Below are 25,369 nucleotides of genomic sequence, written 5' to 3'. Positions count from 1 at the left end.
GTTTAATCCTTCCATTCAGCAATAGTTATACCATCTGGACGACCACCGTATTTTAGTTTTTGAATAACTTTTAATTTATTTAGATCAAAAACAATTGTATAGTTATTAGGAGTGCAAGAGATATAAGCAATATTTTCTTTCTCGTCAACCATAATACCTGCGCCTTGACCAATGTTAAGGCGCTTGATTTCTTGTCGTTTAGCAACATCATAAACCAAAAGATCTCCCGTCCTCACACTAACAATAATCGCAAGTTTTCCATTATTTGAAAACCCAATTCTATGTAAGCCAAGAACTTTAGAATTGATTGTTTGTTCCAATTTTTTTTCGGATAAATTGATAATTGCAATGGTTCCGTCTGGTTTTATAGTCCATAGTTCATTTTCATCAGGTGTAACAGCAAAGCCTTCTGCACCGACACCAACAGGTATCAATGTTTGATCCCAATCTAATCTTGGTTTAGCATTTGGAGGTAATTTGCCAGTTGGCGGGATCATCGGCTGTACTAGTTTCTCTTCCAAAATGCTGACAGTTCCTGACTCCACATTTGTAGCATAGATTTGCTTTGCATCTTTTTTTACATATAATAAATGCGTAACGTTTTGCCCAGTTCCCATACTCCAATCCAAACTATCTGTTTGAGGATTATATCTACCAATAGCTTTAGAGCCTTGAGCAGTAAACCACAATTCATTATTAGTATAAGAAAGTCCATGTGGTCCCCAAAGTGGACGTGTGTCAATATTTTTAATTGCTTTTTGATGCACTAAATCAATTACATTTATTTCATGCAAACTTCCAAATCCTGTATTGGAAACATAAGCTGTTTTGCCATCACTAGAAACTGTAACCTCATGCGGATCTTCGCCAATATCGACTTTATTTAAAACTTGGTAAGTCTTGGCATCCATTAATACCAATTTGTGATCCACTTTTGAAATTCCTAGTAATAATCTATGTTGATTTGATTGAGCTTGAATAATATGAAAATTAAACAAAAGTGCAATAACAATACTTCCTTTACTCAAACCTTTTATCATGTACTAAAATTTTATAATAATTTTTAAAAATAGAGGAATATTAGTAAATTCATAGTTAAAATTGGAAGGTTATGCGCCAGCTAATTGTATTTTTCAGTATGATTATGCTCATATTTTCATGTAATTCTGCCAAGAATCAAGTTACTAAAGTAGCCGAGATAGATTCTATTACAAAAATGATTTTGGATACAAATTTTGTATTTCATGCACGTAATGCCAATCCTATGGCTGGCGGAAATGTTATACTAAATTATAATTATACGCTAACTGTAAAGTCTGACTCTATTATTGGATGGTTGCCCTATTTTGGGCGAAGTTTTTCCGCTCCTCTAAATCCTTCAGATGGAGGTGTAAAGTTTACTACAACGAGGTATAAATACGATATCCAGCCCAATAAGAAAAAAAGTATGTATCAAATACATATTGTGCCCAAAGACCTCGGCATGTTTGCAACGGTGAATGATGTGCAACAAATTTGGATGAATGTGGGAACTTCAGGTTATGCAACTGTGCAGATTGTGAGTAATACGCGTACCCCAATTTCTTATACGGGGACGATTGAAAAGAAATAAAAAGGTTGATAATTTAATTATCAACCTTTTGTATTTTTTAGATAGAGCAACTAGGTTCGTTGCCTTCTGGATAAGATGCCATAATTCGATCAGGAATAAAGCCATCATATCGAACAATCATTTTATCCAAAACTTCTTCGATCTCAGGATAGGTTTTGAGATTGACGAGAATATTTCTAAATTCTTTTACGGATGGAAAACCTTTCAAATAATTGGCATAATGTCGACGCATTTCCAAAATCCCCAAAGTGTCGCCCTTCCACTTCATAGATTGCGTCAAATGCTTTTTAATGACATCAATTCTTTCTTGGATCGTTGGAGGTGCTAAATATTCTCCTGTTTTTTCAAAATGTTTTATTTCCCTAAAAATCCAAGGATAACCAATGGCGGCGCGACCGATCATTAATCCATCAACACCGTATCGATTTTTATATTCTACCGCTTTTTCTGGACTGTCGATATCTCCATTTCCAAAAATGGGAATTTTAATTCTTGGATTTTCTTTCACTTTACCGATCAATGTCCAGTCTGCATGACCTTTGTACATCTGCGCTCTTGTACGACCGTGGATGGATAAGGCTTGAATCCCGACATCTTGCAATCGCTCAGCTACTTCCAATATATTTAAGGAGTCATGGTCCCAGCCAAGACGCGTTTTGACCGTAACTGGTAGATTCGTTCCTCGTACAACCGCTTCTGTAAGGCGCACCATCAGGTCAATATCTTTTAATACGCCAGCGCCTGCACCTTTGGAAACGACTTTTTTGACGGGACATCCGAAATTGATATCCACCAAATCAGGATTGACCGTAGAAACAATCTGCGCACTCATCGCCATCGCTTCCTCATCGCCACCAAATATCTGAATGCCGACAGGACGCTCTTCCTCAAATATGTCCAATTTTTGACGACTTTTGATCGCGTCTCTAATCAGACCCTCGCTGCTGATAAATTCTGTATACATCAGATCAGTTCCGTTGTCCTTGCACACGGCACGAAAAGGCGGATCGCTCACGTCTTCCATTGGCGCTAATAACAAAGGAAATGCTGGTAATTCTATTTTTCCAATCTTGACCATAGCTATAAATACTAAATTGACGAGCGGTAAAATATTCAAATATTCAAACCGTATCTTCGCAGCAAAGTTAAGACCAAAAAAATATATGGAAATAAATGATCTTTCTCCCGAAAAATCTCCATCGGGAATTCCAAAGAATGGGGAGATTTATACACCTGCGGGACAATTTGGAATTTTATTTGGGACGACTATTGCGTGTTTGATTTTAGGCACTTTTATAGCGATTATTCCTTTCTTGGTAAAAGGTGTTTCTTTTGTCAATGTGGGAACTGCCATGTTTGATCCGAAATATGCGAATGCTGCGAGACTTGCTCAAACTTTGAGTACGATCTGTATGTTCTTATTTCCAGCACTGATTTTAACGGCGAATATCAAAAAGAAACCCGTCGAATATTTTCATCTAAATGCAAAATCTTCTGTCAAAACTTGGCAATGGTTGGTGCTGATTGTCGTTTGTTCCTTTGCTGTTACGGGATTGATGGGCGATATCAATCAATGGATTCCCATTCCAAAAAATTGGGCGACGTATTTTCAAGGTTTAGAAGATGCATATTATAAAGAAGTATTTGCTTTGATGCAGATGCATGGAATCGGGGATTTGATTGTTTCTATTTTATTGGTGGCGGCCTTGCCCGCTTTTTTGGAAGAGTTGTATTTCCGTGGTTCTTTGCAATCCGTTTTTGTCAAATGGTTTAAAAATCCACATGTAGCCATCATTGTAAGTTCGATTATTTTCAGTGCGATTCACGGATCTTATTATGGATTTTTACCAAGATTTTTCTTGGGGATAGCGTTGGGCTATATTTATTATTGGGGAAAAGATATTAAGCTAAATATGTTTTTACATTTTATAAATAATACGGTTTCAGTGATTGGAATTTATACGTTATCCGTGAAGCATGAATTGACAAAAGAAAAAATGGATGAATCTTTTCCGTGGTATATTGGAATTATGGGATTGTTAGTTTTTCTTTACGCATTTTTTCAATTTAAGAAAACCGTCCCTCAGACAAATAATCTATAAATTATGGCTTTAAATATTGCGACATTCAAAACCAGAGCGTTAACTGCGGTCCTTTTTGTGGCGGTGATGCTGGCAGGTTTGTTGATTAATAATTGGACTTTACTTGTTTTATTTATCATTATTCATTTTGGTTGCTGGTACGAGTTTCACAAACTCATGGGAAATATCGATCCTAGATACAAAGAAGTGAATAGCAATCAGAAATTAGCTGGAAGTCTTATCGGTTTGGGATTTATTCTTTGGAATACGCAATTGATGAGTCTAGGTTCGTTACCGCTACGCAAATTTGGCTATTCCATTATGTTGATTGGTTTGGCGTATTTTGTCATTACTGTTTTACTCGAACCAAAATACAAAAATGGCTTAATTAAATACACATTTTTAAGTTTGCTTTATATTTCCTTGAGTTGGGGTTTATTGATCAATTTGTCCAATTGGTCGATCGAAGGTTATCCTGCGATCGTATTGACATTGATCGCCTCTATTTGGTTAAATGATACATTGGCTTATTTGGTTGGATCGTTTATCGGCAAAACGCCATTTAGCAAAATTTCTCCAAAGAAAACTTGGGAAGGGACCGCAGGCGGCGCTATTTTGGCGGTAGCCTTGATTACTTTAGTAGGTCGTTGGTTGATCAGTCCCTCATTAACACATATGTTTTTAGCCGTTTCAATCATCGCAGCGATATTTGGAACCTTGGGAGATTTATTAGAAAGTAAAATTAAAAGAATGGCTGGTGTGAAAGATAGTGGTAGCATTATGCCGGGACATGGAGGCTTTTTGGATAGATTTGATTCTTTGCTAATTGCGACTTTGGTCGTGTGGGTTTATATTTATATTGGCATGCATTTCATGAAATAAGCTAATCCTTATTATCTTTGCCGTTCAATTTTTTAAAAATTTTATGATTATTCACAAAGAAGGCTATCCCTCGATCATTATAGCCGCTGTTATTTTAGGTATTGCAGCCGTAATATTTAAATCATTTTTGCCACACGAATTGGCAATCATTTTAACCATTTTATTGGCTGTTGTCGTATTGTTTGTGGTTTCTTTTTTCCGTATTCCTAATAGAAAATTATCCGAAGGAAATAACCAAATCATTTGCCCTGCGGACGGTAAAGTTGTGGTGATGGAAGAAATTGTGGATGAAGAGTATTATCATGAAAAAAGAATCCAAGTCAGCATATTTATGAGTCCTGCCAATGTGCATGTCAATAGATATCCTGTAGATGGAAAAGTATTATATAGCAAATATCATCCGGGGAAATTTTTAGTTGCTTGGCATCCAAAATCCTCTACGGACAATGAACGTCATAGTGTCGTTATAGAAACTCCAGGAAAAGGAACTTTGTTAGTCAAACAAATCGCTGGAGCATTGGCTCGTAGAATTAAAAACTACGCTGTCGTAGGCGCCGATGTTAAACAAACAAATGAATTGGGCTTTATCAAATTTGGTAGCCGTGTAGATGTGTTGTTGCCGTTAAATGCCAAAATAAAAGTGAATCTTGAACAAAAAGTGCAAGGCGGTGTGACCGTCTTAGCAGAATGGTAAGAATATAGCGCGGAAATTAGTTTCCGCGTTTTTTATTTAAATTTGACTACAACATTGATTATTTTTTCAAAATTATAAAGAAATGAATCCTAAGCAGTTAGCGGGAGAAAAAGCGGTTGATTATGTAAAAAGCGGTATGAAAGTCGGTTTGGGTACTGGCTCAACAGCTTATTTTACCATACAAGAAATTGGCCGTCGCGTTAAGCATGAAGGTTTGGATATTGAAGCCATTGCGACATCTATCGAGTCAGAAAGATTGGCAAAAGAATGGGGTGTGAAAATGGTCGATTTTTCCGAAATTGATCATTTGGATGTAACGATTGATGGCGCTGATGAAGCAGATGCTAATTTGAATTTGATCAAAGGTGGCGGTGGCGCATTGTTGAGAGAAAAAATTGTAGCATTTGCCACAAAATTTTACGTAATTGTTGCGGACGAAAGAAAGTATGTGCCGACTTTAGGAGCTTTTGGTTTGCCCATTGAAATCATTCCTTTTGGCTGGGAAGAAACTTTCCGTGAAGTTACTGCTTTAGGTTGTACGCCGAAGAGAAGAGAAAAAAACGAGGAAATATTCATCACAGATAATCACAATTTTATATTTGATTGCGATTTTGGTTTGATCGAAAATCCACACGATGTTTTGCAAAAATTACAAGGCATCCCAGGTGTGGTAGAGTCAGGCTTATTTTTGGATAAAACAGATGTGTTGATCATTGGTAATAATGACGGTACATTGAAAATTATTGAAAGTAAAAAATAGAAAATTATGACGGAAGCTTTTTTGTTTGATATGAATGGAACGATGATAGACGATATGGAATTTCATCGTAAGGCTTGGTATCGCGTATTTGTGGATGATCTTGGTGCTACTTTGACAGAAGAAGAAGCGAAAAAAGAAATGTATGGAAAAAATGAAGAAGTTTTGGATCGCATTTTCGGACCAGGGAAATTTACACCCGAACAAATAGATGAAATTGTAGAGAAAAAAGAACAAGCGTATCAAGATGCATTTCGTCCTCATTTGAAATTAATTGATGGTTTGCAAGCATTTTTGGATAAGGCGAAAGAACACAATATCAAATTGGCGATCGGTACTGCTGCTCCAAAAACAAACGTTGATTTTGCCGTAGATGCTTTGGGCTTAAGAAAACAATTTCCGGTAATTGTAGGTGCGGAAGACGTAGCGACGAGCAAGCCAGATCCAGAGGTATTTTTAAAATGTGCAGAAGCGTTGGGTGCGAATCCACACAATTCTATCGTATTTGAAGACTCTCCAAAAGGTGTTGAAGCTGCGAAACGTGGCGGTATGAAAGCAGTCGTATTGCTGACCTTCCACGAACCAGAAGATTTTAAAGATTTGGATAATATCTTATTTAGTGTAAAAGATTACACGGATCCGAGATTAGAAGAATTGTTTAAATAGATTAAAAGAGCGACCAATTTGGTCGCTCTTTTAGTTTTCGTGCAAACTAATTACTTTGGTTATTTTCCAAATTTCGCCTTCTTGTTTCCAAATGATGAGGAAGCGACTAGGATGTGGTTGCGCATTGGGTTCTAATTTGTTTCTAAATTGATGCATTCCAATCTCCACAGCACCGTAATTGGGCAAAGGAGAAACCTCGATACTTCCTGGAATCAATTCACGAGAGACTTTGCCACAAATATATTTTTTCGTATCGGCTAATATTTTTTGTTTGTCTGTAGTTAAACCAGATTTATCATGGAAAAATTCAATAGTATCACTATAAAAATCTGCTTGTGTTTTCATATCACAATTGTTATACGCTGCGAAAAATGTGCTATCTAATTGGGTGATTTTTTCCTTTAAGTTGTTGGTTGTTTGTGCTTTTCCTTTTTGAATTAGAAAAGACAAAAACATAGTAGTTATTGCCAAGATGATTGTTTTCATGTGTATCATTTTTCTATATGACGTTTGATATTCTAAATTGGTTACAATTCGGATATATTTGTAATGAATTATTCAACTATGGAAAATTTCAAGACTTCAAATATGCAAACCATTTTATGTATTCCTGGAAATTGGGCGACACGTACAGACTTGATTGCCGCAATAATCGATAACAATCCCAATGAATATGTATTTGCCGGAAATATATTATTGAATACAAAAACAAATGAAGGCTTTGAAATACAAATCGAACCAAAAGATGCTCGTATGAAAGATTCTTTTGCTATCGCAGGAATGGTGAATAGCGTTTCCAATGCTTTTTTATCTGAAATAGAAAATCATAGTTTGGTGATTTATCTATTTGGAAAAACAGGAAATGTCGCGGGTACGAAATCTATTGCAGACGCAGCTGGTGCGTTATTAAAAGCGGGGGTATTGGTGTAAAAGTAGAAACTGCAGGTAAGGCATTTACTAAAGATCAATGGTTGGATTTATTGAAAAACTATGAATTGGGTAATCTATATCCGATGTATGTTTTGGATTCTATAAGTGACGGACATGGTGCAGTGTACACTTGTGGTATGCATAATCTCGGTTTGAAAGACGCTATGATTGTAGGTGAAGAATTTCAAGCGGCAGTTGAAGTGTTGTCTATATTTGGATATTATCAATTGATAGATCAACCAACTATAAAAGCTGGGCAAACTTTTAGTATTGCCCAAGATGCACCCATATTTTTAATTTCAGAAGAAAAACATCAGCCAAGTCATGGTGATGAATTATTTGAAAATCCTTTCGGAATGTGGCTTTTGGAAAGCATAAAATAAAGCTTATACTATAAACGGTCGCCACCATTTTTCCCAATTTTTCCCTAGATCATTCCAATAAACAACTTCGCCAATTTTGGGAGTTGTTATAGTTTGATTGTTTTCTTCCGCTAATTGTGTAATGGTTTCAAGTGGTTCATACCAAGGATGAAGTGATAATTTGAATTTTGAATTATGTACTGGAATGAAATTTTTGAGTTGTAGTTCTTTCGCTTCTTGTATTATTTCTTTAGGTAGGGAATGTATAAATGGCCAATTCTCATTGTATTGCCCGCACTCTAAAAAGCCAAAATCAAATGGCCCGAATTTTTCTCCAATTTCCTTGAAATGTGGACCATAGCCACTATCTCCACCAAGAAATATTTTTTTCGTAGGTGTGATTAAAACATAGGAGGTCCAAAGTGAAATATTTCTTGATAGTCCACGTCCTGCGAAATGCCTAGCTGGTGTGTAGTACATATGTATTTGGTTACTTAGTACGATTTCTTCTCCCCAGCTTTTCTCAATAATTTTGGATTTGTCCCAACCCCAATATTCAAAATGCTGCCCAACGCCCAAACTACAAACTACGGTTCCGACTTTATTTTTCAATAATTCTATAGTTGGGAAATCCAAATGATCCCAATGGTCGTGGGATATAACTAGATAATCGATCGCAGGTAAATCTGCAACACGATAATTGTTGCTTCCTGAGAATGATTTGATTGAGCCGGGAATGGGTGATGCACTACCACTAAAAACTGGATCGATTAGAAAATTGATATTATCGGTTTGTAACAAATAAGAACTATGCCCAAACCAAACGAAAAAATCCTGCTCTTTCGGTATCGATTTTAGATCGGAATGAACATTTGGAAGTTCTTGTTTGGGAGTTGTATTGGGATGTTTGGAAAAATATTCGACCATTACTTGCCGCATATTTTTGTTTTCTGCGAGTTGTGGCGTATCTATTAAATTTTGAAATTGACCATTTTTATAGTTCGAAAGTGTCTTAAAATATTCTTTACGTTTCTTATCTGGAAATTGTCCAAACTGCCTAATCAGGTTCATACTTTTGCCTTTATTTTTTCCTCTTCTAAGTCGATTAAGTGAAGATATTTGTTAATAACATCTTCATCCATTTTTGGTTCGGTTCTATTTTTTTCGATCAATTTTTTTCTTTGCAAATCTAAAATGTCTAAGTATATTTTTTTCGCATTGTTGGACATTTCAAGCTCGTCTTCCGCTTCTAATTGTTTTTCCCACTGAAGAACCATTTTCTTTAAATGAAAATTTTGAATAGCATCCACACTATAATTTGTTTGGATATATTCTAAGGAAGCTTTTGCCAAATCGTTTTTTAATATCGCAGTCGCTTCATGTTCTGGATAGTGATCTTTGTATTTAGGTAATTGAAACTTTTTGAGCAAAATGGGTAAAGTCAAGCCTTGAATAATCAGCGTGCCAAGAATAACCACAAACGTTATATATAATATCAAATTTCTATGTGGAAATGGAGTCCCATTTTTTAAATATACAGGAATGGAAAGTGCTGCTGCTAAAGAAACTACGCCGCGCATTCCTGTCCATCCTAATATGATAGGAACCTTAAATCCAGGATTGCTGGAATCTGCCACCGTGATAAAATTTCGCATAATAAGTGTAACGACAACAGCACCATAAGCCGCTATAATACGACCAAGAATAAGTGTGCCTGTGATAATTAATCCATATTTGGTCGCCAAGCCAAGACTAATGCCTTCAGATTGCAAACCTTGTAAAATTTCTGGAAGGTCCAAACCAATGATAAAAAATACAATTCCATTTAGCAGAAATACCAAGCTTGACCATACATTTTCATTTCTTAATCTAGAGGATCTTTTTAGAAATGCGTATTTATGATAGGATAAAAACAAGCCACCACATACAACCGCTAATACCCCCGAACTATGTACTTCCTCTGCGGCAAGATAGATAGTATAAGGAGTTACTAATGTGATAAGTGTGTCCATATTGGCATCGGTAGGTAATAACTGATGAAATTTCATAATAATATATCCTAATAAAAGCCCAATAATACCTCCTCCGACAATCATCCATAAGAAACTTAATGCAGCCTCATGCCATACAAATTGGCCAGTACCCACTGCTATCATAGCGAATCGGAAAATGATTAATGAAGATGCGTCGTTTAACAAACTTTCACCTTCTAAGATGATAGACATTCGTTTGGGTACTTCTACATTTTGTAATATAGCACTTGCACTTACAGCATCGGGCGGAGATACGATACCTCCTAATAAAAACCCCAATGCTATAGAAATGCCGGGAATAAAAGCATTGGCAACATAAGCAACAGAAATCGCAGTTAGAAATACGACTACAAATGCAAAACTACTAACGATTCTACGCCAAAACCATAGCTCTTTCCATGAAATTGTCCATGCTGCCTCATATAATAGTGGAGGCAAGAACAGTATAAAAATCCACTGAGAATCTATTTTGATATTGGGAACACTCGGGATTAGGCTAATCAATAGTCCAGCGACAACTAATAATATTGGGTAAGCGATTTTAATTTTATTGCTCAACATGATGATTAATATAATCGCTATGATCATGCCTAATATAAAAGGGAAATGTGTTAGCATCGAATAGTTTTCTTATAAATATAATGCATTTGCTGAAAAATAAAAAAGTGTACATTTTTCCATAGAAAATAAAAAATTCTTTATAAAGGGAAAAAAGTACAACAAATGAGGTGTTTTATCTATTTGTGATGGCTGAATACGGTTATATCTTTGTGCTATCAAAGTAAATAAAAAAACAAAAAATATGAAACGTAACGCAACAGCCGTTTGGAACGGCAACATCAAAGAAGGAAATGGTAACATCACTACACAAAGTACCGTATTGAATCACACACAATATTCTTTCAACAGTCGATTCGCTGACGGTATCGGTACCAATCCTGAAGAATTGTTGGCAGCGGCACACGCTGGATGTTTTACAATGAAATTAAGTTTGGATTTAACAGAGGCTGGATTTACTCCAGATACATTGGAAACTCAATCAGTTATCACTTTGGATAATGGGAAAATTACAAAATCTGAATTGACCTTAAAGGCAAAAGTTCCGGGTATTTCAGATGAACAATTCCAACAAATTGCTAAAGGTGCAGAACAAACTTGTCCAGTAAGTAACGCTTTTAGCTTCGAAATTTCCTTAAATGCTCAATTAATTAACGAATAAATAATTATTAAAATGAAACGTCTTACAAACTTATTATCAATTTTATTGTTCTCATCAATATTAACCATAAAAAATACAACCATGGCACAAACAATTGTTCCAGCAGATCAAGATCCACACATTTTGAAAGATATCAGAAGCTTTTTGAAAGTTTTGAATAGCGGTGATGGTAAACCTCTAGAAACTTTATCTCCAAAAGATGCTCGTTTAGTTTTAGTTGGTGCGCAAAAATCAGTACAATACGATTATAGTGATATAGAAGAGTCCGAAAAGACAATTACAGAAGATGGATTGACTGTTAAAATTCATATCGTTAAACCCAAAGGAGTAAAAGATAATTCCCCAGTATTTATGTTCTTCCACGGTGGTGGTTGGGTATTAGGTGATTATCCAACACATAAAAGATTGGTGCGTGACCTAGTAGTAAATAGTGGTGCGGTTGCAGTATTCCCAGACTATACGCCCTCTCCAGAAGCACATTTCCCAGTAGCAATTAATCAAGCTTATGCCGCTACAAAATGGGTATCCGAACATGGCGCAGAAATAGGTGTAGATGGTAAAAATCTTGCGGTTGCTGGTAATAGTGTTGGTGGTAATATGGCTGCAGTTGTATCCTTAATGGCAAAAGATAAAAAAGGCCCACATATTAAATATCAAGTATTGTTGTGGCCTGTAACAGATGCTGACTTCACTCGTCCATCTTATACTGAATATGCACAAGGACGTTTCTTAACTACTCCTTTGATGGAATGGATGTGGGATAATTATGCGCCTAATAAAGCAGATAGAAAAAATATCTATGCGTCTCCATTAGAAGCTTCTTTGGATGAGTTGAAAGGATTGCCTCCTGCATTGGTACAAGTAGCAGAAAATGATATTTTGCATGATGAAGGTGTTGCATATGCTCGTAAATTAGACGAAGCAGGTGTACCTACAACTATCACAGAATACAAAGGCTTTATCCATGATTACGGTATGTTAAATCCATTGTCGCATATCCCTGCAGTACAAACTTCTATCGATCAAGCTGCGGTAGTTTTACATGATGCATTGTTCAAATAGTTTCATATTTTCATAGTTTAAGAAGGCAATACTATATATAGTATTGCCTTTGTTATTTAAAAAGATTCAGAGAAGCAATATCTTTTCAGACAAGGCAAATAACTAATGTTAGGTTTAAATAATTTGTAAAACCTCGAATTCTTTCCATTTATTTAAATTTTCGCTAAAAAATATGAATTTGTAAATAGTTAATTACCACCTTAAAGGGGACATTCCTTTTATTTCTTTTCGAGGGATATTTTTATATATAAAAATTGATATTGATTTATGTCCCTTATTTGTCCAATATAAGTCCCCTAAATGTCCCGCTTAAAAAATCCGAAATTCAATCATTTTGTTTGAAATTTGAAAAACTGACGTCAGAATTCTTTTAATTATTAATCTAAAAATTTAAATGATGGAAATCACAACTCCAAATGAAACACTAGGTGTTATTTTATCTAAAAATGGTAAGGCATACGAAGTTTCACTTGAAAATGATAGTAGTATATTAAAGGGTGAATCTAACTCTGTAAATGTTGATTGGGAAATAGGCACTCATGGAAGATGCCCTTCAGAAGTTGTAACCAAAGTGCATGTTGAAAGTTATGAATTAAAAAAAGCTTCTTGGTCGATTTATAATTATGTTTTATACTTCAAAGCAAATAAATCAGGAGAATATTATTTCGAAGATGCTTCTGGTGATGTATACAAAGTAAGTGTGTCATTTACTTCGTATAAACACAAACTTAGCTTTGACTCTAAAAATCCTTCTATAAAGAAGATTACATATGTAGAGTATTAATATATTAAATGCCTAAAGAAGCTAAGTGCTCTTTAGGCATATTTTTACTATAGATTTAAACGTAGGACATTTACCAATTTCAACACATCATTTATCCATTTATCCAGCAAAATCCTTCAACATTGGGATAGATGGACAGAAAAATAATGAACCTGTTTTTGCTTCACTAAAATCCAAAATCCTATCATAGTTGCCGACAGGATCACCAATAAACATTTTGGTTAACATTTTTTTTACGGTACTAAAAGTGCTCGCATAAGCAAGGAAATAAGTTCCCATTTCATTTTTGGCAATATTTCCGAAAGGCATGTTGTCACGAACAATTTTTAAATCGTCTCCCACATTTGCCAATGCGGAGTGTGAATTTGCAGGTTTTTTTTCATCTGACATTTCGATGTCGTCCGCTTTGCTACGACCAATTACATTTTCTTGTTCTTTTGTATTTAATGATTTCCATGCTGTCAGATTATGGATATATTTCTGAACAAATAAGTAACTTCCTCCTTTAAATCGTTCGTCTTCATTTCCAATTATCCCAAAATAATCTCGATCTTCTCCTTGTGGGTTTTCGGTGCCATCAACAAAACCCAATATACTGCGCCCATCCCAATATCTAAATCCATGCACTTCCTCTGTACAATCCGCTACATTATTTAAAATATTTGAAATTTCTCCTGCCATATCCATACAATAGCTTTGATTATTCGCTCGTATGTGTATATGTAAGTCGCCATTGGTAGCGACGGCAATATGCTTTTCTCCTTTTATAGGTTGAAATTCAATGAGTTCTTTGGGTAAGGGTGCTGGTAATTTTAAATTGATCCAAGCATTGTAACCAATTCCTAAGACAATACTTGCCTTATTTACAGTAGATCGAATCTGTGCTGTATTGTTCAAATTAATAATGAGTGCACAGAGTCTTTCAAATGAATCGTTCAATTCTAATACCTCTTTAAAATTCCAAACCATAAAAATGGTATTGTTATTGGGCGTGTCAGTTACGTTTTGCGCTTTATACATCATATTAAACTTGTTTATCGGTTCAAATATATTATTTGCCTTGATACAATGTATACAAACTATAAAAAAGTACACAATTGCACTTGTGTACTTTTCTAAATCTAAATATATTGATGAAAAAAATGATTGGTTTCTTCAACAATTATCGCAAGGTCATTGTCTAAAGTGGCGACATGATAGCTATTTTCTAAATGAATCAATTTTTTAGTTTTACTACTGATTTTATCATAAATATTTTGTGAATGAGGAGGAGGTACTACATGATCCTCATTAGAAGAGAATATGATAGTTGGGGTCGTTATTTTGGATAAATTTTCATCTAATATTTTTTCCAATTTTAATATTTCTCCAATCGATTTCTTAGGTGTCTTACTATATGCCCATTCTTTTATTCCCTCTTTCTTAATGTCAGAACCAATTCCTTTAATAAAATCTGGCGAATTATCATCTTGAAATATAGATTCGAATGCTGGGAGATTCATTGAGGCTGCATTTATAGTTGCAATTGCTTTTATAGGATAGTTTTCTGCTAAGTATAATGTGAGCGAACCTCCCATAGACAAGCCAGCTACAAATACATTGTCTACTTCTGAAGCCAATTGATAATAGGCCGTTTCAACATCCTTAATCCATTCTAGGTAAGTAGTTTGTTCCATATCTTCAGGAGTGGTGCCATGACCGGAAAGCCTTGGCATCAAAACGGTAAATCCTTTTTCATTTAAGGCATATCCATAGAGGCGCATACTCTGCGTACTCCCTGTAAATCCATGGATGATTAAAATTCCACACTTATTTGTTCCTTTTAGAAATTCGGCTCGCGCTTCGTTATGAACAACTAGATCTTTTGTCATAATGTTTAAAATTTAAATTTATATATCTTGCTGCTAAACCAAATATAACAAAATACAGAGGACTTAAATCCTATCAAAATGATAAAATAGCGTGCTTTTAACGTCTGAATGTGTTACTAAAATTAAAAGTAATATGCTCTATAAATCATGAAAGAAAGGAAAAATAGAAACATCATTATAGTTATCGTCAATAAATCTGCTCTTTTCATAACTCAAAAGTAATTATTCGGAGAAATTATTCCAATGTTAATTTTTATTTAAATACGAAAAGTATAAGTTATAGTTCTTTTTTCTACAAAATGAATTCAGTTTTACTACCTCTTTTTGTGGATCAATATCTTTTTAACTAAAGAATCAAAGTATGCTTATATTCATTTTATTTATATTAACTATAGTTGCATTTTGGTTAAGTGCAATATGTGGAGGCGGTGCAAGTCTCATACTTATCCCAATTTTAGGTGCGATGTTACCAGGAAGTCAAGTACCCTTTGCATTAACAACAGGAACATTATCTAGCTCAGTCTCTAGAATTGTATTATTTAGAAAATATATTAGCTGGAAAGTTTTCTGGATATTTGTGCCGTTTTCAGTGCCGGCAGTTATTCTTGGTGGTTGGCTATTGAAATATATTAATCCAGATTATTTACAGTTACTTGTCGCTATATTTTTGATTTCTAATGTGCCAGAACTATTAAAGAGAAAAAGTACTTCCAATGTTGAAGGTTTGAATGAAAAAAAATATAAGCTTGCTATTATTGGTTTTCTCGCAGGCTTTGTTTCTGGTGTTACAGGTGCTGTTGGTTTACTGTTTAATAAGTTTTATTTCAAACTTGGTTTGTCTAAAGAAGAGATTATTGCCACAAGAGCCGCTAATGAAATATTCTTGCATACATTAAAATTGGCTATTTACATTTATTTGGGACTTGCTACACATCAAGGAGTTGTGTTAGGCTTGACCGTTGCAGCAGGAGCTATTGTGTCATCTTATACTGTAAAATATATCCTTCCTTATTTAACTGAATATACATTTAAACGTATTGGAATGGCTGCAATGGTACTTTCTGGTATTATTTTGTTCTCTACAACTACTAAAAAGATATACCAAAGCGAACATATCTCTTATGAATCTGGTATTAAGAATAATGCAAATTATACTTCTATTAAATTTAATAAGAGAAATTTTCTAATTGAGTTTTCAGAAAATGAAGGTATTGAAATTGAAAAAATCGTTCATCAAGAAAATTTATTAGATAAACTATAATTTATCAATACTGAAGAAAATATGAATTTTCATTAAATTTATTATGATCTTCTGATTACTTATTTGTTAAGTATTTATGTTATAAATGTATTTTAATATTTTATTCCAATTTTGCAATTTATATAGTTGCAAAATATATATTATGTTATGAATAATTTTAAAATGATTTGTGTTAGGGTTTTAAGCGTTTGTGTAGGCTTGATTTTATTTTTGGGAAGCAATGCTCAAGATAATAAAATGATCCAGATAATATATCTATCTGATGTACATTATGGTCTGACAAAGAAGGTTTTCAGAGGTAAAGAAAATGTGTCTAGTGATGAAGTTAATAAAGCGATATTAAAAGAGATTAATAATTTACAAAAACAAATATTGCCATCAGATAATGGAGTAGGTCAAAATCAAATGATAAATCATATTGATGCCTTGATTGTAACGGGGGATCTTGCTAATAGAGAAGAAAAAGGAATACAATCGGCAACAAAGTCATGGGCGCAATTTGAAAAAAATTATATAAAAGATCTGCATACTAAGGATAGATTTGGAAAGATTACGCCTATCTATTTAACTCCTGGTAATCATGACGCCTCCAATGCAATTGGTTATTTCAAACCACTTAATCCTTCTAGAGATAATAAATCTATGGTAGAGATTTATAATAGGATGCTACATCCTCATATTTTAAAAACTACGACCACTTTTGACTATGAAAAAGATGTCCCAAATTATGCAATAAATATAGGGAGCATACACTTGATATTTCCATCGATATGGCCAGATTCTGCCAATAGGATTTGGATGGAAAACGATCTTAATAATGTAAAGCGAAATACACCAGTTTTAATATTTACCCATGTGCCTCCATATGGAGATCCTAAATTATTTACAAATCCCAATATCCCAGCAACAATCAATAGCAAGAATAAATTTGAAAATCTATTAAGGGAAAAATACAAAGAATCTCTAGTGATTGATAAATATGCTAAAGATTCAATAGAACAAAATGGGTTAGATATTTTTTTGTATAAACACCCTAATATTAAAGCTTATTTTCATGGTCATGAAAATCATAATGAATTCTATACTTATAAAGGTGTAGATGGTAAATTATCTCTTCCTGTATTTCGTGTAGATTCTCCGATGAAAGGTTCTATTTCTTCAAAAGATGAAATAAAATGTTCCTTTCAATTGATTACTATAGATGAAAATAAAAGATTACTAAGTGTACGTGAATGTCTCTATAATGCACATCCTAATGAAAAAGATCAGAATATAACTTGGGGTGTATCTAAAACAATTAGTTTATAGTGTTATTCTTTCTGCGGTAATAATTTGTACATAATTGCTTTGAACTTAATTTCAAAATAGTACGTCAAAATATTTGAAAAAGTTATATATCTTTATTGTGGTTGCTGAATACTTGAATCACCTTTTAGATAATCACCTTAGCATTTATTTACAAATGATAGCCATGAATAAACGCATATTTTTGATCGTTATATTTCAATTTGCAATATATGCATTTGGCCAAAATCAAGTAATTGATTGGCCAAGAATGATGAGTGAACAAGATATTGTAAACAATAATCTCACCAATCTTTGGACAGACGGACTTTTTACAGGCAATGGACTTTTGGGAGATATGATTTATATGTCAGAGAATGGAGAATCTCTACGAGTCGATGTAGGCCGTACAGATGTTTATGATCATCGTCCTATGAACGGAATGGGAGATTTATTCAATAGAGCAAGACTTTCCATCGGTTATTTTTTATTAAAGCCTGTGGGTAAAATAATAAAAAAAGATGGACGGATGGATCTATGGAATGCAGAGGTGAAAGGAACTATAGTTACGGATAAGGGTTCAATACAATGGCGCTCACTTACATTCGCAGATCGGAATGCAATTTTGTTTGATTATAGTACAACAGGAGCAGAATGCAATTTTCAATGGACTTGGTGTCCGGATTCCTCTCAGAGCCCTCGGATTAAGTATAAACCTGAATTTAAAACCATATATCAAGCGAATCCTTCTGGACTATTGAAAAATAAAAACAATGTTTACACCTATTGGCAGCCGTTATCTGCAGGAGGTGGATATGCTACTTGCTGGCGGCAAAAAAATAAATCAATATTGATATCAATTGGTTATGATACTATTGATAAGAAGGGGATGCATTATGCGAATACAATAGTTGCAAATATGAATACGGATAGTATTTTATCCGGTATAACAAGGCATCGAAATTGGTGGCATAGTTATTATCAAAAAAGTTTTTTTTCCATACCTGATGCACGAATGCAAAGTTTTTATTGGATTCAACTATATAAGATGGCATCTGCAACAAGAAATGATAAGCCCGCAATGGATTTACAAGGTCCTTGGACACACAATACTCCGTGGCCAGCTTATTGGTATAATTTAAATATACAATTGGCTTATTCTCCCTTGTATACCGCAAATCATTTGGATATTGCAGCTTCCATGGTTGAACTTGTAAATAAAAATCGTAATAATTTGGCATTAAATATACCCGCCGAATATCGTTATAATGCCATTGGTGTGGGGCGTTCTGGAGGGCCAGATATGGTAGGTACACCAGTGAAAGTAAATAAATCAGGAGATACAACCTCCTCTGTTGCTGAATTAGAATTTGGTAATTTAAATTGGATATTATTTTATTATTGGCAACAATATAGATATGGCATGGATATTCGGTTAAAAGGACCATTGATTGATTTATTGAGGAAGAGTACGAATTATTTTTTTGACGTAATGAGTAAAGATAGTCAAGGTAAAATACACCTTCCATATACTTATTCTCCGGAATATCCTGATCGTCCAACGCGTGATTGTAATTATTCCTTAGCGCTATTTAAATGGTCTTGTCAAACTTTGTTAAGCCTTTCTCCCAAGGATTCTCAGGCTTTGCAATGGCAAGATGTTTTGGAAAATATAACTGAATATCCAGAGGATTCTACTGGTTTAAGAATTGGTAAAGACATAGGATTTACAAAATCACATAGACACTATTCTCATCTTTTGATGATATATCCATTACAAATGATGAATTGGGAACAAAAAGAAAATCAACACTTGATTGAAGAGTCTTTACGAACTTGGCATAAAGATAATTCGGCACTTCAGGGGTATTCATTTACAGGCGGAGCCTCTATTTATGAGATGATGGGGCAAGGGGATAGTGCTTATCAATACTTAAATCGTCTTTTGGATAAATTTGTTCGTCATAATACTATGTATCTTGAGTCGGGGCCAGTCATTGAAACTCCTTTGGCCGCAGTACAAAGTATTCAAGAAATGGGACTTCAATGTAGAGACGAAAAAATATTTGTCTTTAATGCGATCCCGAATAGTTGGCGCAATGTTTCTTTTAAAGATTTAAGAGCTCCTGGAGCATTCCTTATTAGTGGTGTAAAAAAGGACGGAGTTGTGCAATGGATTCGTGTAAAGAGTTTAGTTGGTGGAAACGTAAGGCTTGTTACTCCTTTGGATATCACCTTTGCCAAACTTACAAATGGTAAATCATTTCCTGTAAAAAGAGATAAAGATGGAGCAATTGCTTGGAAACTGAGAGAAGGAGAATCAGTAATTTTTTATTCAGATATAAAAGCTTTGAGATCCTCGATTACTTCAGTTCCTATTATCATTGGCAAACAAAATTATTGGGGTGTTAATTAAAATTTGTGAAACAAGTATAAGTATTTCCCATTTATCAAAAAATAAAAATATAAAAAGGAGCCAAACAGTCTCCTTTTTATATTTTTATTTTTTGATAAATTTTAAGGTGTTTATGTCGCCGTTTTTCCCCTTTATTTTGACCAAATAAATTCCCGCGGTTAGATTGGGTAGATCAATATTAAGACTTAGATTGGATGTTTGATAGCTATGAAGGACTCTGCCATTAAGATCAAGGATAACTATATTTTTATCACCCTCAGGTAAGTTATTGATAGTGAGTGGTCCTGCAGTGGGATTGGGATATAAAGATAAAGAAGTATTTAGGTTACTTTTATTCAACGATATAATATCTGAATATTTTATCGTTCCATCTAAATCAACCATGTTAAGGCGAAAATAGGTTAATGGCTGAGTTAAGTTATATTGAAATGAATATACAGAACGGCTTCCCGTTCCTTTAATTTGACCGATTGTGTTAAAATTACTACCGTCACTACTAGCTTCAATATAGTAGGTTGAAAAATTAATCTCTGTAACACCTTTCCAACTTAAAGTTGCGATGTTATTGTTGAGTTTGGCTATAAAATCTGACAGTACAACTGGCAATGGATAGGAGGAATATATTGTATAAGTTTGATTAGTTGATGGTGTAGATGCTTGATCTATTGATTGGTATGTAAAATACACTCCTGTAGAACTCAGAGGGCTATACATTCTTAATAAAGAGGGTGTATAATTTGTTATTGTTGAACCTGCAACTAGTTGCGTAGATGAGATTGAGGATGATCCATAATATAATTGTGTTCCGTTCAATAAACTAACAATTTTAAACGAACTACCAGTCCCCAAAGTTCCATCCTCTGCATCCGTACCTGAAAGAGTTGTCGCATTTGCATCGCTGGATAATATTCCCCTATAATTCGTTAAATCAGTTAATGGGAATTGATTAATAGTGTATGGACCTTTATTTACAAGCGTGGCAGTCGGTATGGAATTGATTCCATAAAAATACGTTGCATTTGCAGTCGGAATACTTGATATACTCACATTACCCGTACCTCCTGTACCAATATTGCTACCTCCATTTGTCGATGATTGACCAGTAAATACCCATCCTGATGATTGCGTAGCCGTTGTAGACGTTGCAGCGGTTGTTAATTTCAAAGAATATCCACTACTTGGCTGAGTTCCTGTACTTCCAGTCGTAGAAAAGTTATATGCGCCTGCTGCTGAAACAGCACTGGAAGCTATAACGGATGATGTCGCATTATTTATCAAATTAACGTATTGTCCAGTTGGTAAGGTTGCTGTACCTGTATTATTTACCAAATTATCAGTTAATCCATTTTTGTCGTCCAAAACACTTCCTGATATTGTAACTGGACATCCTAATACACTCGCTGATTTTATATTGAAATCACCTGCAACATTTCCTGCATTGAAGGAGAATGTGAGTATTCCATTATTCGGAATTGTAGTAGGAAGGGTTAATGTGAATGTTGTATAATTGAGTGAAGTCGCCGCCGATATTGGAAAAGTTGTCTGGCTTGAACTCGCTCCATTACTGAGTGTTATTGTTGACGATGTAGGCGTTCCTGCGGGATTAGAAAACGAGGCATAAGTCACATTGGCATAACTAATTGCCAAAGATGCTTCTCCTGAATTACTTGGATTCGCTCTATTTACTGCTAGTGTAAGGATCAGGGTAGTGCCATTGCCGAGCAAATTGACATTTGTCATATTTTGATTAATTACTTGAGTGGCATCATTGTCGCTGAACTGAATTCCATCTGAAGTAAGATAAAGAGTTCCTGTGTTGTTCGTAGTTCCTGTCCAACCATTGTTTGAGAATGTCTTCGCATCGTATGCGGTGGTGGTTGTAGTGGTTGTAAAATTCGGATTAATTGTTCTTTCGGAAGTTGCACATGCTTGACCATATGAATTTGAACTGAACTGTATAACAGAAGCAAACAAAAAGAAGGAAAAAAGTGTAGAATTTTGATTCATGAAATGTTAATTTAGAAGTTGTTAAACAAACATATAAAAATACTTAGCTTATATTGTTCTTTGCTAAATAATTTTATTCAAAAACAGATATATATCAATATTGTCAACGATTTTAGGCGTAAAGTATAAAAACAACGATATTGTTTCGTAGTGGTCTGTGTTATTACTTAAATTTCGGAATTATGAATACAGTTTACTTAATTTGCTTTGCCTATAGTGAAATGTATTGGCTGTTTTGATTTATTGAAAACATTGAATTTGAAAACATTAAAATAAAAGCTATCAACAATTTTATTGTATTTTATATCTTTTGCAAGCTGAATGATTATTTTGTCTTTAACATCTTTGCTGATTGACGGTTCTGCACCAGAAATAGTTTGACTTACCGTATTTATAAAACTAAAATAATCATCTTTGGAGGCAAGTATACTTCCTAAAACAGTAATCGAAGATATTGTTTCTGTAGTCTGATTTTCTTGAATAATTAAGCTGTTGTGGTCACTGAAAAAAACACTATAAATAGTCGATGTTCCCCTTAGTCTGTTGTAATGATTAAAATTTTTAGTGGCAAAATTGGTAGTTGAAAATAAATTAAACTGTTCCGTAAATATTTCAAAATTTTTTACTAGTTCATGCTCGGCCTCTGTTTGTGCTATTTTTGATGCCTCATTTTGCATGTTTATAAAATCGACATTTTCTGAATTGGATACTTTATGTGTATTAGTGATGTTTTGCGTTTGATTTGCCAAACTATATCTAATATTCGTGAATGCATTAAATATAGCACTAATTACAACTAGAGCAACTATGATAACATAAAATTTCTTTTCCCTCCAATAGTAGCTGAAATTATTTCTTCTTGCGTAAATATTTAAGAATATTCCAATTAATAATTCGCAACTACTTGTAATCGTAAGTTTTGCGTTTTCTTCTTCAGCAAAGGAGATTATTATAGAAAGGAAAAAAAATATGTAAGAAATATAAAATAAACTCTTATTTGAAATTTTATTTATTCGCATATCTAAGGGTTATAAGCATTTCGTCAATAGTGTTATATTTTTAATATCATTTATGTAAGATGCTGCCAAATATGTTGAATGTATTGAATTAAGAAAGCTTATTTTGATTTTATAAATTGATTGTATAGAATAAATATGTGTAAATCAAACAGTTATAATTAATAAGTGCGGAAGAGGAGATTCGAACTCCCAAGTCCTTGCGGACACAACGACCTCAACGTTGCGCGTCTACCAATTTCGCCACCTCCGCGGAGCGATGCAAAAATAGGGTTAATGTTTAAATATTAAAACTATTCCTAAAAATTTTAATTCTCCCAGATTTGCAGTAGTTTGCCAAGTGATGAATGGTAAAAAGATTTTGATCGTAGAAGATGAACTCCATCTAGCTTCGCTAGTTTCTAAGGTCTTATTAGAAGAAGGCTTTGCCGTAGATATTGCCTATAATGGACTCCAAGCCTATGCCCAAATCCAAAATGGGAATTACGATTTAGTTCTTTTAGATCGAATGTTGCCTGAAATGACAGGATTAGATCTTTGTCAAAAACTAAGGAAGGAAAAGAATTTTATTAAAATATTAATGTTGACAGCATTAGACTCTCCCGAGGATATTGTCCAAGGCTTAGATATAGGTGCTGATGATTATTTGACTAAGCCGTTTAGTATTAAAGTGCTTTCTGCAAGAATAAGGAATTTACTAAGAAGAGATTCCAAAAATGATGAAGAGACTATAAAAGAATTGAGAGAAGGGACTCTGTTGATGGATCGCTATTCTAAAAATGTATCGAGAGCCGAAATGTCTATATTACTGACTCCAACCGAGTACAAATTGTTGGAATATATGTTGCTAAATAAACATAAGGTACTTTCAAGAATGGAATTGTTAGAACATGTTTGGGGTATTGATTTCGATATGGGTACCAATGTAGTGGATGTTTATATGAATTATTTAAGGAAAAAAGTGGACAAAGGATTTGAACCAAAAATTATTCAAACGATTATTGGTATGGGCTACATGTTAAAAGCGGATTATGAAAATTAGGAATAAAATAGCACTTTTACTATTAGCCGCTTCCACTATAGTAATTATTTCACTTGCACTATTTGTATATTTTTTTGCTAGTAGAGATACCACTAAAGAATTGGATCAGCAATTGTCCTATAGAATCCATCTTTTGCATAGAACTTTTTCCGATCCGAAAAATGCAAAACAATATTTGAATGAGGGTAAATTATACAAAGAGCAATCTTTTTTTATTCCTGTTAATAATGACTCCCTAATATTTCAAAAATATCAATGGACTGAAACAACTCTTAAAAATATTCTCAATAATGGACATGCAGTCTGGGAGAAAGATGACTATATATATCAAGGAGAACTATATCACTGGAATGGCAAAAATTATATCATAGTTGTTGGGTCTGCGGATGAATTACAGAAAGAGTATCTAAGTAATTTGGAAACTATCCTTTTAGTAGGTTTAGGTATTGCATTTTTGTTTCTAGTAATAATGACTATCATTTTTTCTCGAAAAATATTTACACCTGTAAAAAACATAACTCGCCAAGTGCAAAAAATTGGTTCTGGTAATTTAAATATGAGATTGCCTAGGTCAAGTGGAGAAGATGAAATTAAGGAATTGACAGATACATTTAACGAAATGCTTGATCGTATGGAAACATCTTTCGAAGCACAGAAAAACTTTGTAAGTCAAGCCTCGCATGAGTTTAATACACCTCTGACGACTATAATAGGAGAAGCGGAATTTGCATTATTAAAAGATCGTTCGTCTGACCAATACGTCAATGCTTTGCATATAATATTACAACAGGCAGAGCGATTAAAAGATCTTACTCAAAACTTATTAGGACTTGCACGTGCACAATATGTAAATCAACAGATATTAATGTCTGAGATAAATCTGCGTGATTTACTATTGGAAATCAAAGAAGTGCAAGAAAAACTTTCTCACCAATTTAAGATTCAGTTAGAATTTGTTGGACAACTTAAGTCTGAAAATTCAATGAACGTTATGGGGAATAAAGGATTATTACAATTGGCATTTTCTAATATTATCGTTAATGCGATCAAATATTCCAACTATCAACCTATTTATATCAAAGTGGAGATACTAGATAAAACCATTGAAGTTCATTTTGTGGACAAGGGAGTCGGTATACCAGAGCAAGATATTGCGAAGATTTTTGACCCCTATTTTAGAGCTTCAAATGCACAGAATTTACCAGGATTTGGGATCGGACTTCCGTTAAGTAATAGTATTATAAAAATGCATCACGGTGCCATTAAAGTGCAATCCTTGGTCAGTATTGGTACGGAAGTAATAGTTTCATTACCAATGATGAATTAATTCTTTTAAATTTTATTAAGAATTTTCTAATCTCTTTTTAATCCGTTTTTCTAATTCATGTCT

25 protein-coding genes and 1 tRNA gene are annotated in these 25,369 nt (G+C 34.1%); 16 read left to right on the top strand and 10 right to left on the bottom strand.

Annotation, left to right across the window (positions count from 1 at the left end; all coding sequences use genetic code 11):
* Positions 1-2: 2 nt before the first annotated feature.
* Positions 3-1,040 carry a YncE family protein gene (locus tag E0W69_RS15865; protein WP_225321291.1) on the bottom strand — a complete coding sequence of 346 codons (1,038 nt, stop codon included), beginning with the start codon at positions 1,038-1,040 and terminating at the stop codon, positions 3-5.
* 71 nt (positions 1,041-1,111) lie between these two features.
* Here E0W69_RS15865 and E0W69_RS15860 point away from each other — a divergent pair, with 71 nt between their 5' ends.
* Positions 1,112-1,612: a DUF4251 domain-containing protein gene (locus E0W69_RS15860; RefSeq protein WP_131331024.1), complete on the top strand. Its 501-nt coding sequence runs from the start codon at positions 1,112-1,114 to the stop codon at positions 1,610-1,612.
* 37 nt (positions 1,613-1,649) lie between these two features.
* On the opposite strand, the gene dusB is transcribed toward E0W69_RS15860, so the two are convergent.
* Positions 1,650-2,690 carry a tRNA dihydrouridine synthase DusB gene (gene dusB / locus E0W69_RS15855; RefSeq protein WP_131331023.1) on the bottom strand — a complete coding sequence of 347 codons (1,041 nt, stop codon included), beginning with the start codon at positions 2,688-2,690 and terminating at the stop codon, positions 1,650-1,652.
* Between the two features lie 85 nt (positions 2,691-2,775).
* Between dusB and E0W69_RS15850 the strand changes: the two genes are divergently transcribed.
* The 5 genes from E0W69_RS15850 (at position 2,776) to E0W69_RS15830 (ending at position 6,692) form a co-directional block, all read left to right on the top strand.
* Positions 2,776-3,714 (top strand): CPBP family intramembrane glutamic endopeptidase, encoded by a 939-nt coding sequence (locus E0W69_RS15850; protein ID WP_131331022.1) that lies wholly within the window; start codon positions 2,776-2,778, stop codon positions 3,712-3,714.
* 3 nt (positions 3,715-3,717) lie between these two features.
* Positions 3,718-4,575, top strand: a complete 858-nt coding sequence (locus tag E0W69_RS15845; RefSeq protein WP_131331021.1) for a phosphatidate cytidylyltransferase — start codon at positions 3,718-3,720, stop codon at positions 4,573-4,575.
* A gap of 43 nt (positions 4,576-4,618) precedes the next feature.
* On the top strand, positions 4,619-5,269 hold the full coding sequence (locus E0W69_RS15840; protein WP_131331020.1) for a phosphatidylserine decarboxylase family protein: 651 nt from the start codon (positions 4,619-4,621) through the stop codon (positions 5,267-5,269).
* Between the two features lie 82 nt (positions 5,270-5,351).
* On the top strand, positions 5,352-6,029 hold the full coding sequence (rpiA, locus tag E0W69_RS15835; protein WP_131331019.1) for a ribose-5-phosphate isomerase RpiA: 678 nt from the start codon (positions 5,352-5,354) through the stop codon (positions 6,027-6,029).
* A 6-nt stretch (positions 6,030-6,035) separates the two neighbouring features.
* A complete protein-coding gene (locus E0W69_RS15830) occupies positions 6,036-6,692 on the top strand; it encodes an HAD family hydrolase (RefSeq protein ID WP_131331018.1) in 657 nt (218 codons plus the stop codon).
* Between the two features lie 30 nt (positions 6,693-6,722).
* Here E0W69_RS15830 and E0W69_RS15825 read toward each other — a convergent pair whose 3' ends face one another.
* Positions 6,723-7,178 carry a nuclear transport factor 2 family protein gene (locus tag E0W69_RS15825; protein ID WP_225321290.1) on the bottom strand — a complete coding sequence of 152 codons (456 nt, stop codon included), beginning with the start codon at positions 7,176-7,178 and terminating at the stop codon, positions 6,723-6,725.
* 78 nt (positions 7,179-7,256) lie between these two features.
* Between E0W69_RS15825 and E0W69_RS15820 the strand changes: the two genes are divergently transcribed.
* Both E0W69_RS15820 and E0W69_RS15815 read left to right on the top strand, forming a co-directional pair.
* Positions 7,257-7,622: a hypothetical protein gene (locus E0W69_RS15820; protein WP_131331016.1), complete on the top strand. Its 366-nt coding sequence runs from the start codon at positions 7,257-7,259 to the stop codon at positions 7,620-7,622.
* A 41-nt stretch (positions 7,623-7,663) separates the two neighbouring features.
* On the top strand, positions 7,664-8,005 hold the full coding sequence (locus tag E0W69_RS15815) for a DUF4261 domain-containing protein (RefSeq protein WP_131331015.1): 342 nt from the start codon (positions 7,664-7,666) through the stop codon (positions 8,003-8,005).
* Positions 8,006-8,008: 3 nt separating this feature from the next.
* Here the strand turns inward: E0W69_RS15815 and E0W69_RS15810 are convergent, their stop codons facing one another.
* The gene (locus tag E0W69_RS15810; RefSeq protein ID WP_131331014.1) at positions 8,009-9,055 is read right to left on the bottom strand and encodes an MBL fold metallo-hydrolase; all 1,047 of its coding nucleotides are present in this window, start codon (positions 9,053-9,055) and stop codon (positions 8,009-8,011) included.
* Positions 9,052-10,635 (bottom strand): Na+/H+ antiporter, encoded by a 1,584-nt coding sequence (locus E0W69_RS15805; RefSeq protein WP_131331013.1) that lies wholly within the window; start codon positions 10,633-10,635, stop codon positions 9,052-9,054. Before E0W69_RS15805 ends, E0W69_RS15810 begins: the two co-directional genes overlap by 4 nt.
* Before the next feature lie 184 nt (positions 10,636-10,819).
* Here E0W69_RS15805 and E0W69_RS15800 point away from each other — a divergent pair, with 184 nt between their 5' ends.
* From E0W69_RS15800 to E0W69_RS15790, 3 genes are all read left to right on the top strand, one after another.
* Positions 10,820-11,236, top strand: coding sequence for an OsmC family protein (locus tag E0W69_RS15800; protein ID WP_131331012.1), 417 nt, complete (start codon positions 10,820-10,822; stop codon positions 11,234-11,236).
* An 81-nt stretch (positions 11,237-11,317) separates the two neighbouring features.
* Complete coding sequence (locus E0W69_RS15795) at positions 11,318-12,298, top strand: alpha/beta hydrolase (protein WP_131331011.1); 981 nt, start codon at positions 11,318-11,320, stop codon at positions 12,296-12,298.
* A gap of 397 nt (positions 12,299-12,695) precedes the next feature.
* Positions 12,696-13,082: a hypothetical protein gene (locus tag E0W69_RS15790; RefSeq protein ID WP_131331010.1), complete on the top strand. Its 387-nt coding sequence runs from the start codon at positions 12,696-12,698 to the stop codon at positions 13,080-13,082.
* 99 nt (positions 13,083-13,181) lie between these two features.
* Here the strand turns inward: E0W69_RS15790 and E0W69_RS15785 are convergent, their stop codons facing one another.
* Both E0W69_RS15785 and E0W69_RS15780 read right to left on the bottom strand, forming a co-directional pair.
* Complete coding sequence (locus E0W69_RS15785; protein WP_191967882.1) at positions 13,182-14,105, bottom strand: Dyp-type peroxidase; 924 nt, start codon at positions 14,103-14,105, stop codon at positions 13,182-13,184.
* Positions 14,106-14,203: 98 nt separating this feature from the next.
* The gene (locus tag E0W69_RS15780) at positions 14,204-14,953 is read right to left on the bottom strand and encodes an alpha/beta hydrolase (RefSeq protein WP_131331009.1); all 750 of its coding nucleotides are present in this window, start codon (positions 14,951-14,953) and stop codon (positions 14,204-14,206) included.
* Between the two features lie 361 nt (positions 14,954-15,314).
* Between E0W69_RS15780 and E0W69_RS15775 the strand changes: the two genes are divergently transcribed.
* The 3 genes from E0W69_RS15775 (at position 15,315) to E0W69_RS15765 (ending at position 19,914) form a co-directional block, all read left to right on the top strand.
* Entirely contained in the window at positions 15,315-16,214 is a 900-nt protein-coding gene (locus E0W69_RS15775) for a sulfite exporter TauE/SafE family protein (RefSeq protein WP_131331008.1), read from the top strand.
* 147 nt (positions 16,215-16,361) lie between these two features.
* Positions 16,362-17,522, top strand: a complete 1,161-nt coding sequence (locus E0W69_RS15770; protein ID WP_131331007.1) for a metallophosphoesterase family protein — start codon at positions 16,362-16,364, stop codon at positions 17,520-17,522.
* Positions 17,523-17,685: 163 nt separating this feature from the next.
* Complete coding sequence (locus E0W69_RS15765) at positions 17,686-19,914, top strand: glycosyl hydrolase family 95 catalytic domain-containing protein (RefSeq protein WP_131331006.1); 2,229 nt, start codon at positions 17,686-17,688, stop codon at positions 19,912-19,914.
* A gap of 84 nt (positions 19,915-19,998) precedes the next feature.
* Here the strand turns inward: E0W69_RS15765 and E0W69_RS15760 are convergent, their stop codons facing one another.
* The 3 genes from E0W69_RS15760 to E0W69_RS15750 all read right to left on the bottom strand — a co-directional run bounded on the left by E0W69_RS15760 (position 19,999) and on the right by E0W69_RS15750 (position 23,190).
* Positions 19,999-21,921, bottom strand: a complete 1,923-nt coding sequence (locus tag E0W69_RS15760; protein ID WP_131331005.1) for a T9SS type A sorting domain-containing protein — start codon at positions 21,919-21,921, stop codon at positions 19,999-20,001.
* A 197-nt stretch (positions 21,922-22,118) separates the two neighbouring features.
* On the bottom strand, positions 22,119-22,940 hold the full coding sequence (locus E0W69_RS15755; protein WP_131331004.1) for a hypothetical protein: 822 nt from the start codon (positions 22,938-22,940) through the stop codon (positions 22,119-22,121).
* A 166-nt stretch (positions 22,941-23,106) separates the two neighbouring features.
* Positions 23,107-23,190, bottom strand: a tRNA-Leu gene (locus tag E0W69_RS15750).
* 90 nt (positions 23,191-23,280) lie between these two features.
* Here E0W69_RS15750 and E0W69_RS15745 point away from each other — a divergent pair.
* The gene (locus tag E0W69_RS15745; RefSeq protein ID WP_131331994.1) at positions 23,281-23,979 is read left to right on the top strand and encodes a response regulator transcription factor; all 699 of its coding nucleotides are present in this window, start codon (positions 23,281-23,283) and stop codon (positions 23,977-23,979) included.
* Entirely contained in the window at positions 23,969-25,306 is a 1,338-nt protein-coding gene (locus E0W69_RS15740) for a HAMP domain-containing sensor histidine kinase (RefSeq protein WP_131331003.1), read from the top strand. Before E0W69_RS15745 ends, E0W69_RS15740 begins: the two co-directional genes overlap by 11 nt.
* Positions 25,307-25,369 lie beyond the last annotated feature (63 nt).

It is taken from the genome of Rhizosphaericola mali (assembly GCF_004337365.2).
GTDB lineage: Bacteria > Bacteroidota > Bacteroidia > Chitinophagales > Chitinophagaceae > Rhizosphaericola > Rhizosphaericola mali.
Note: the sequence above shows the minus strand (reverse complement) of the source record. Positions and strands in the feature narration are given on the sequence as shown.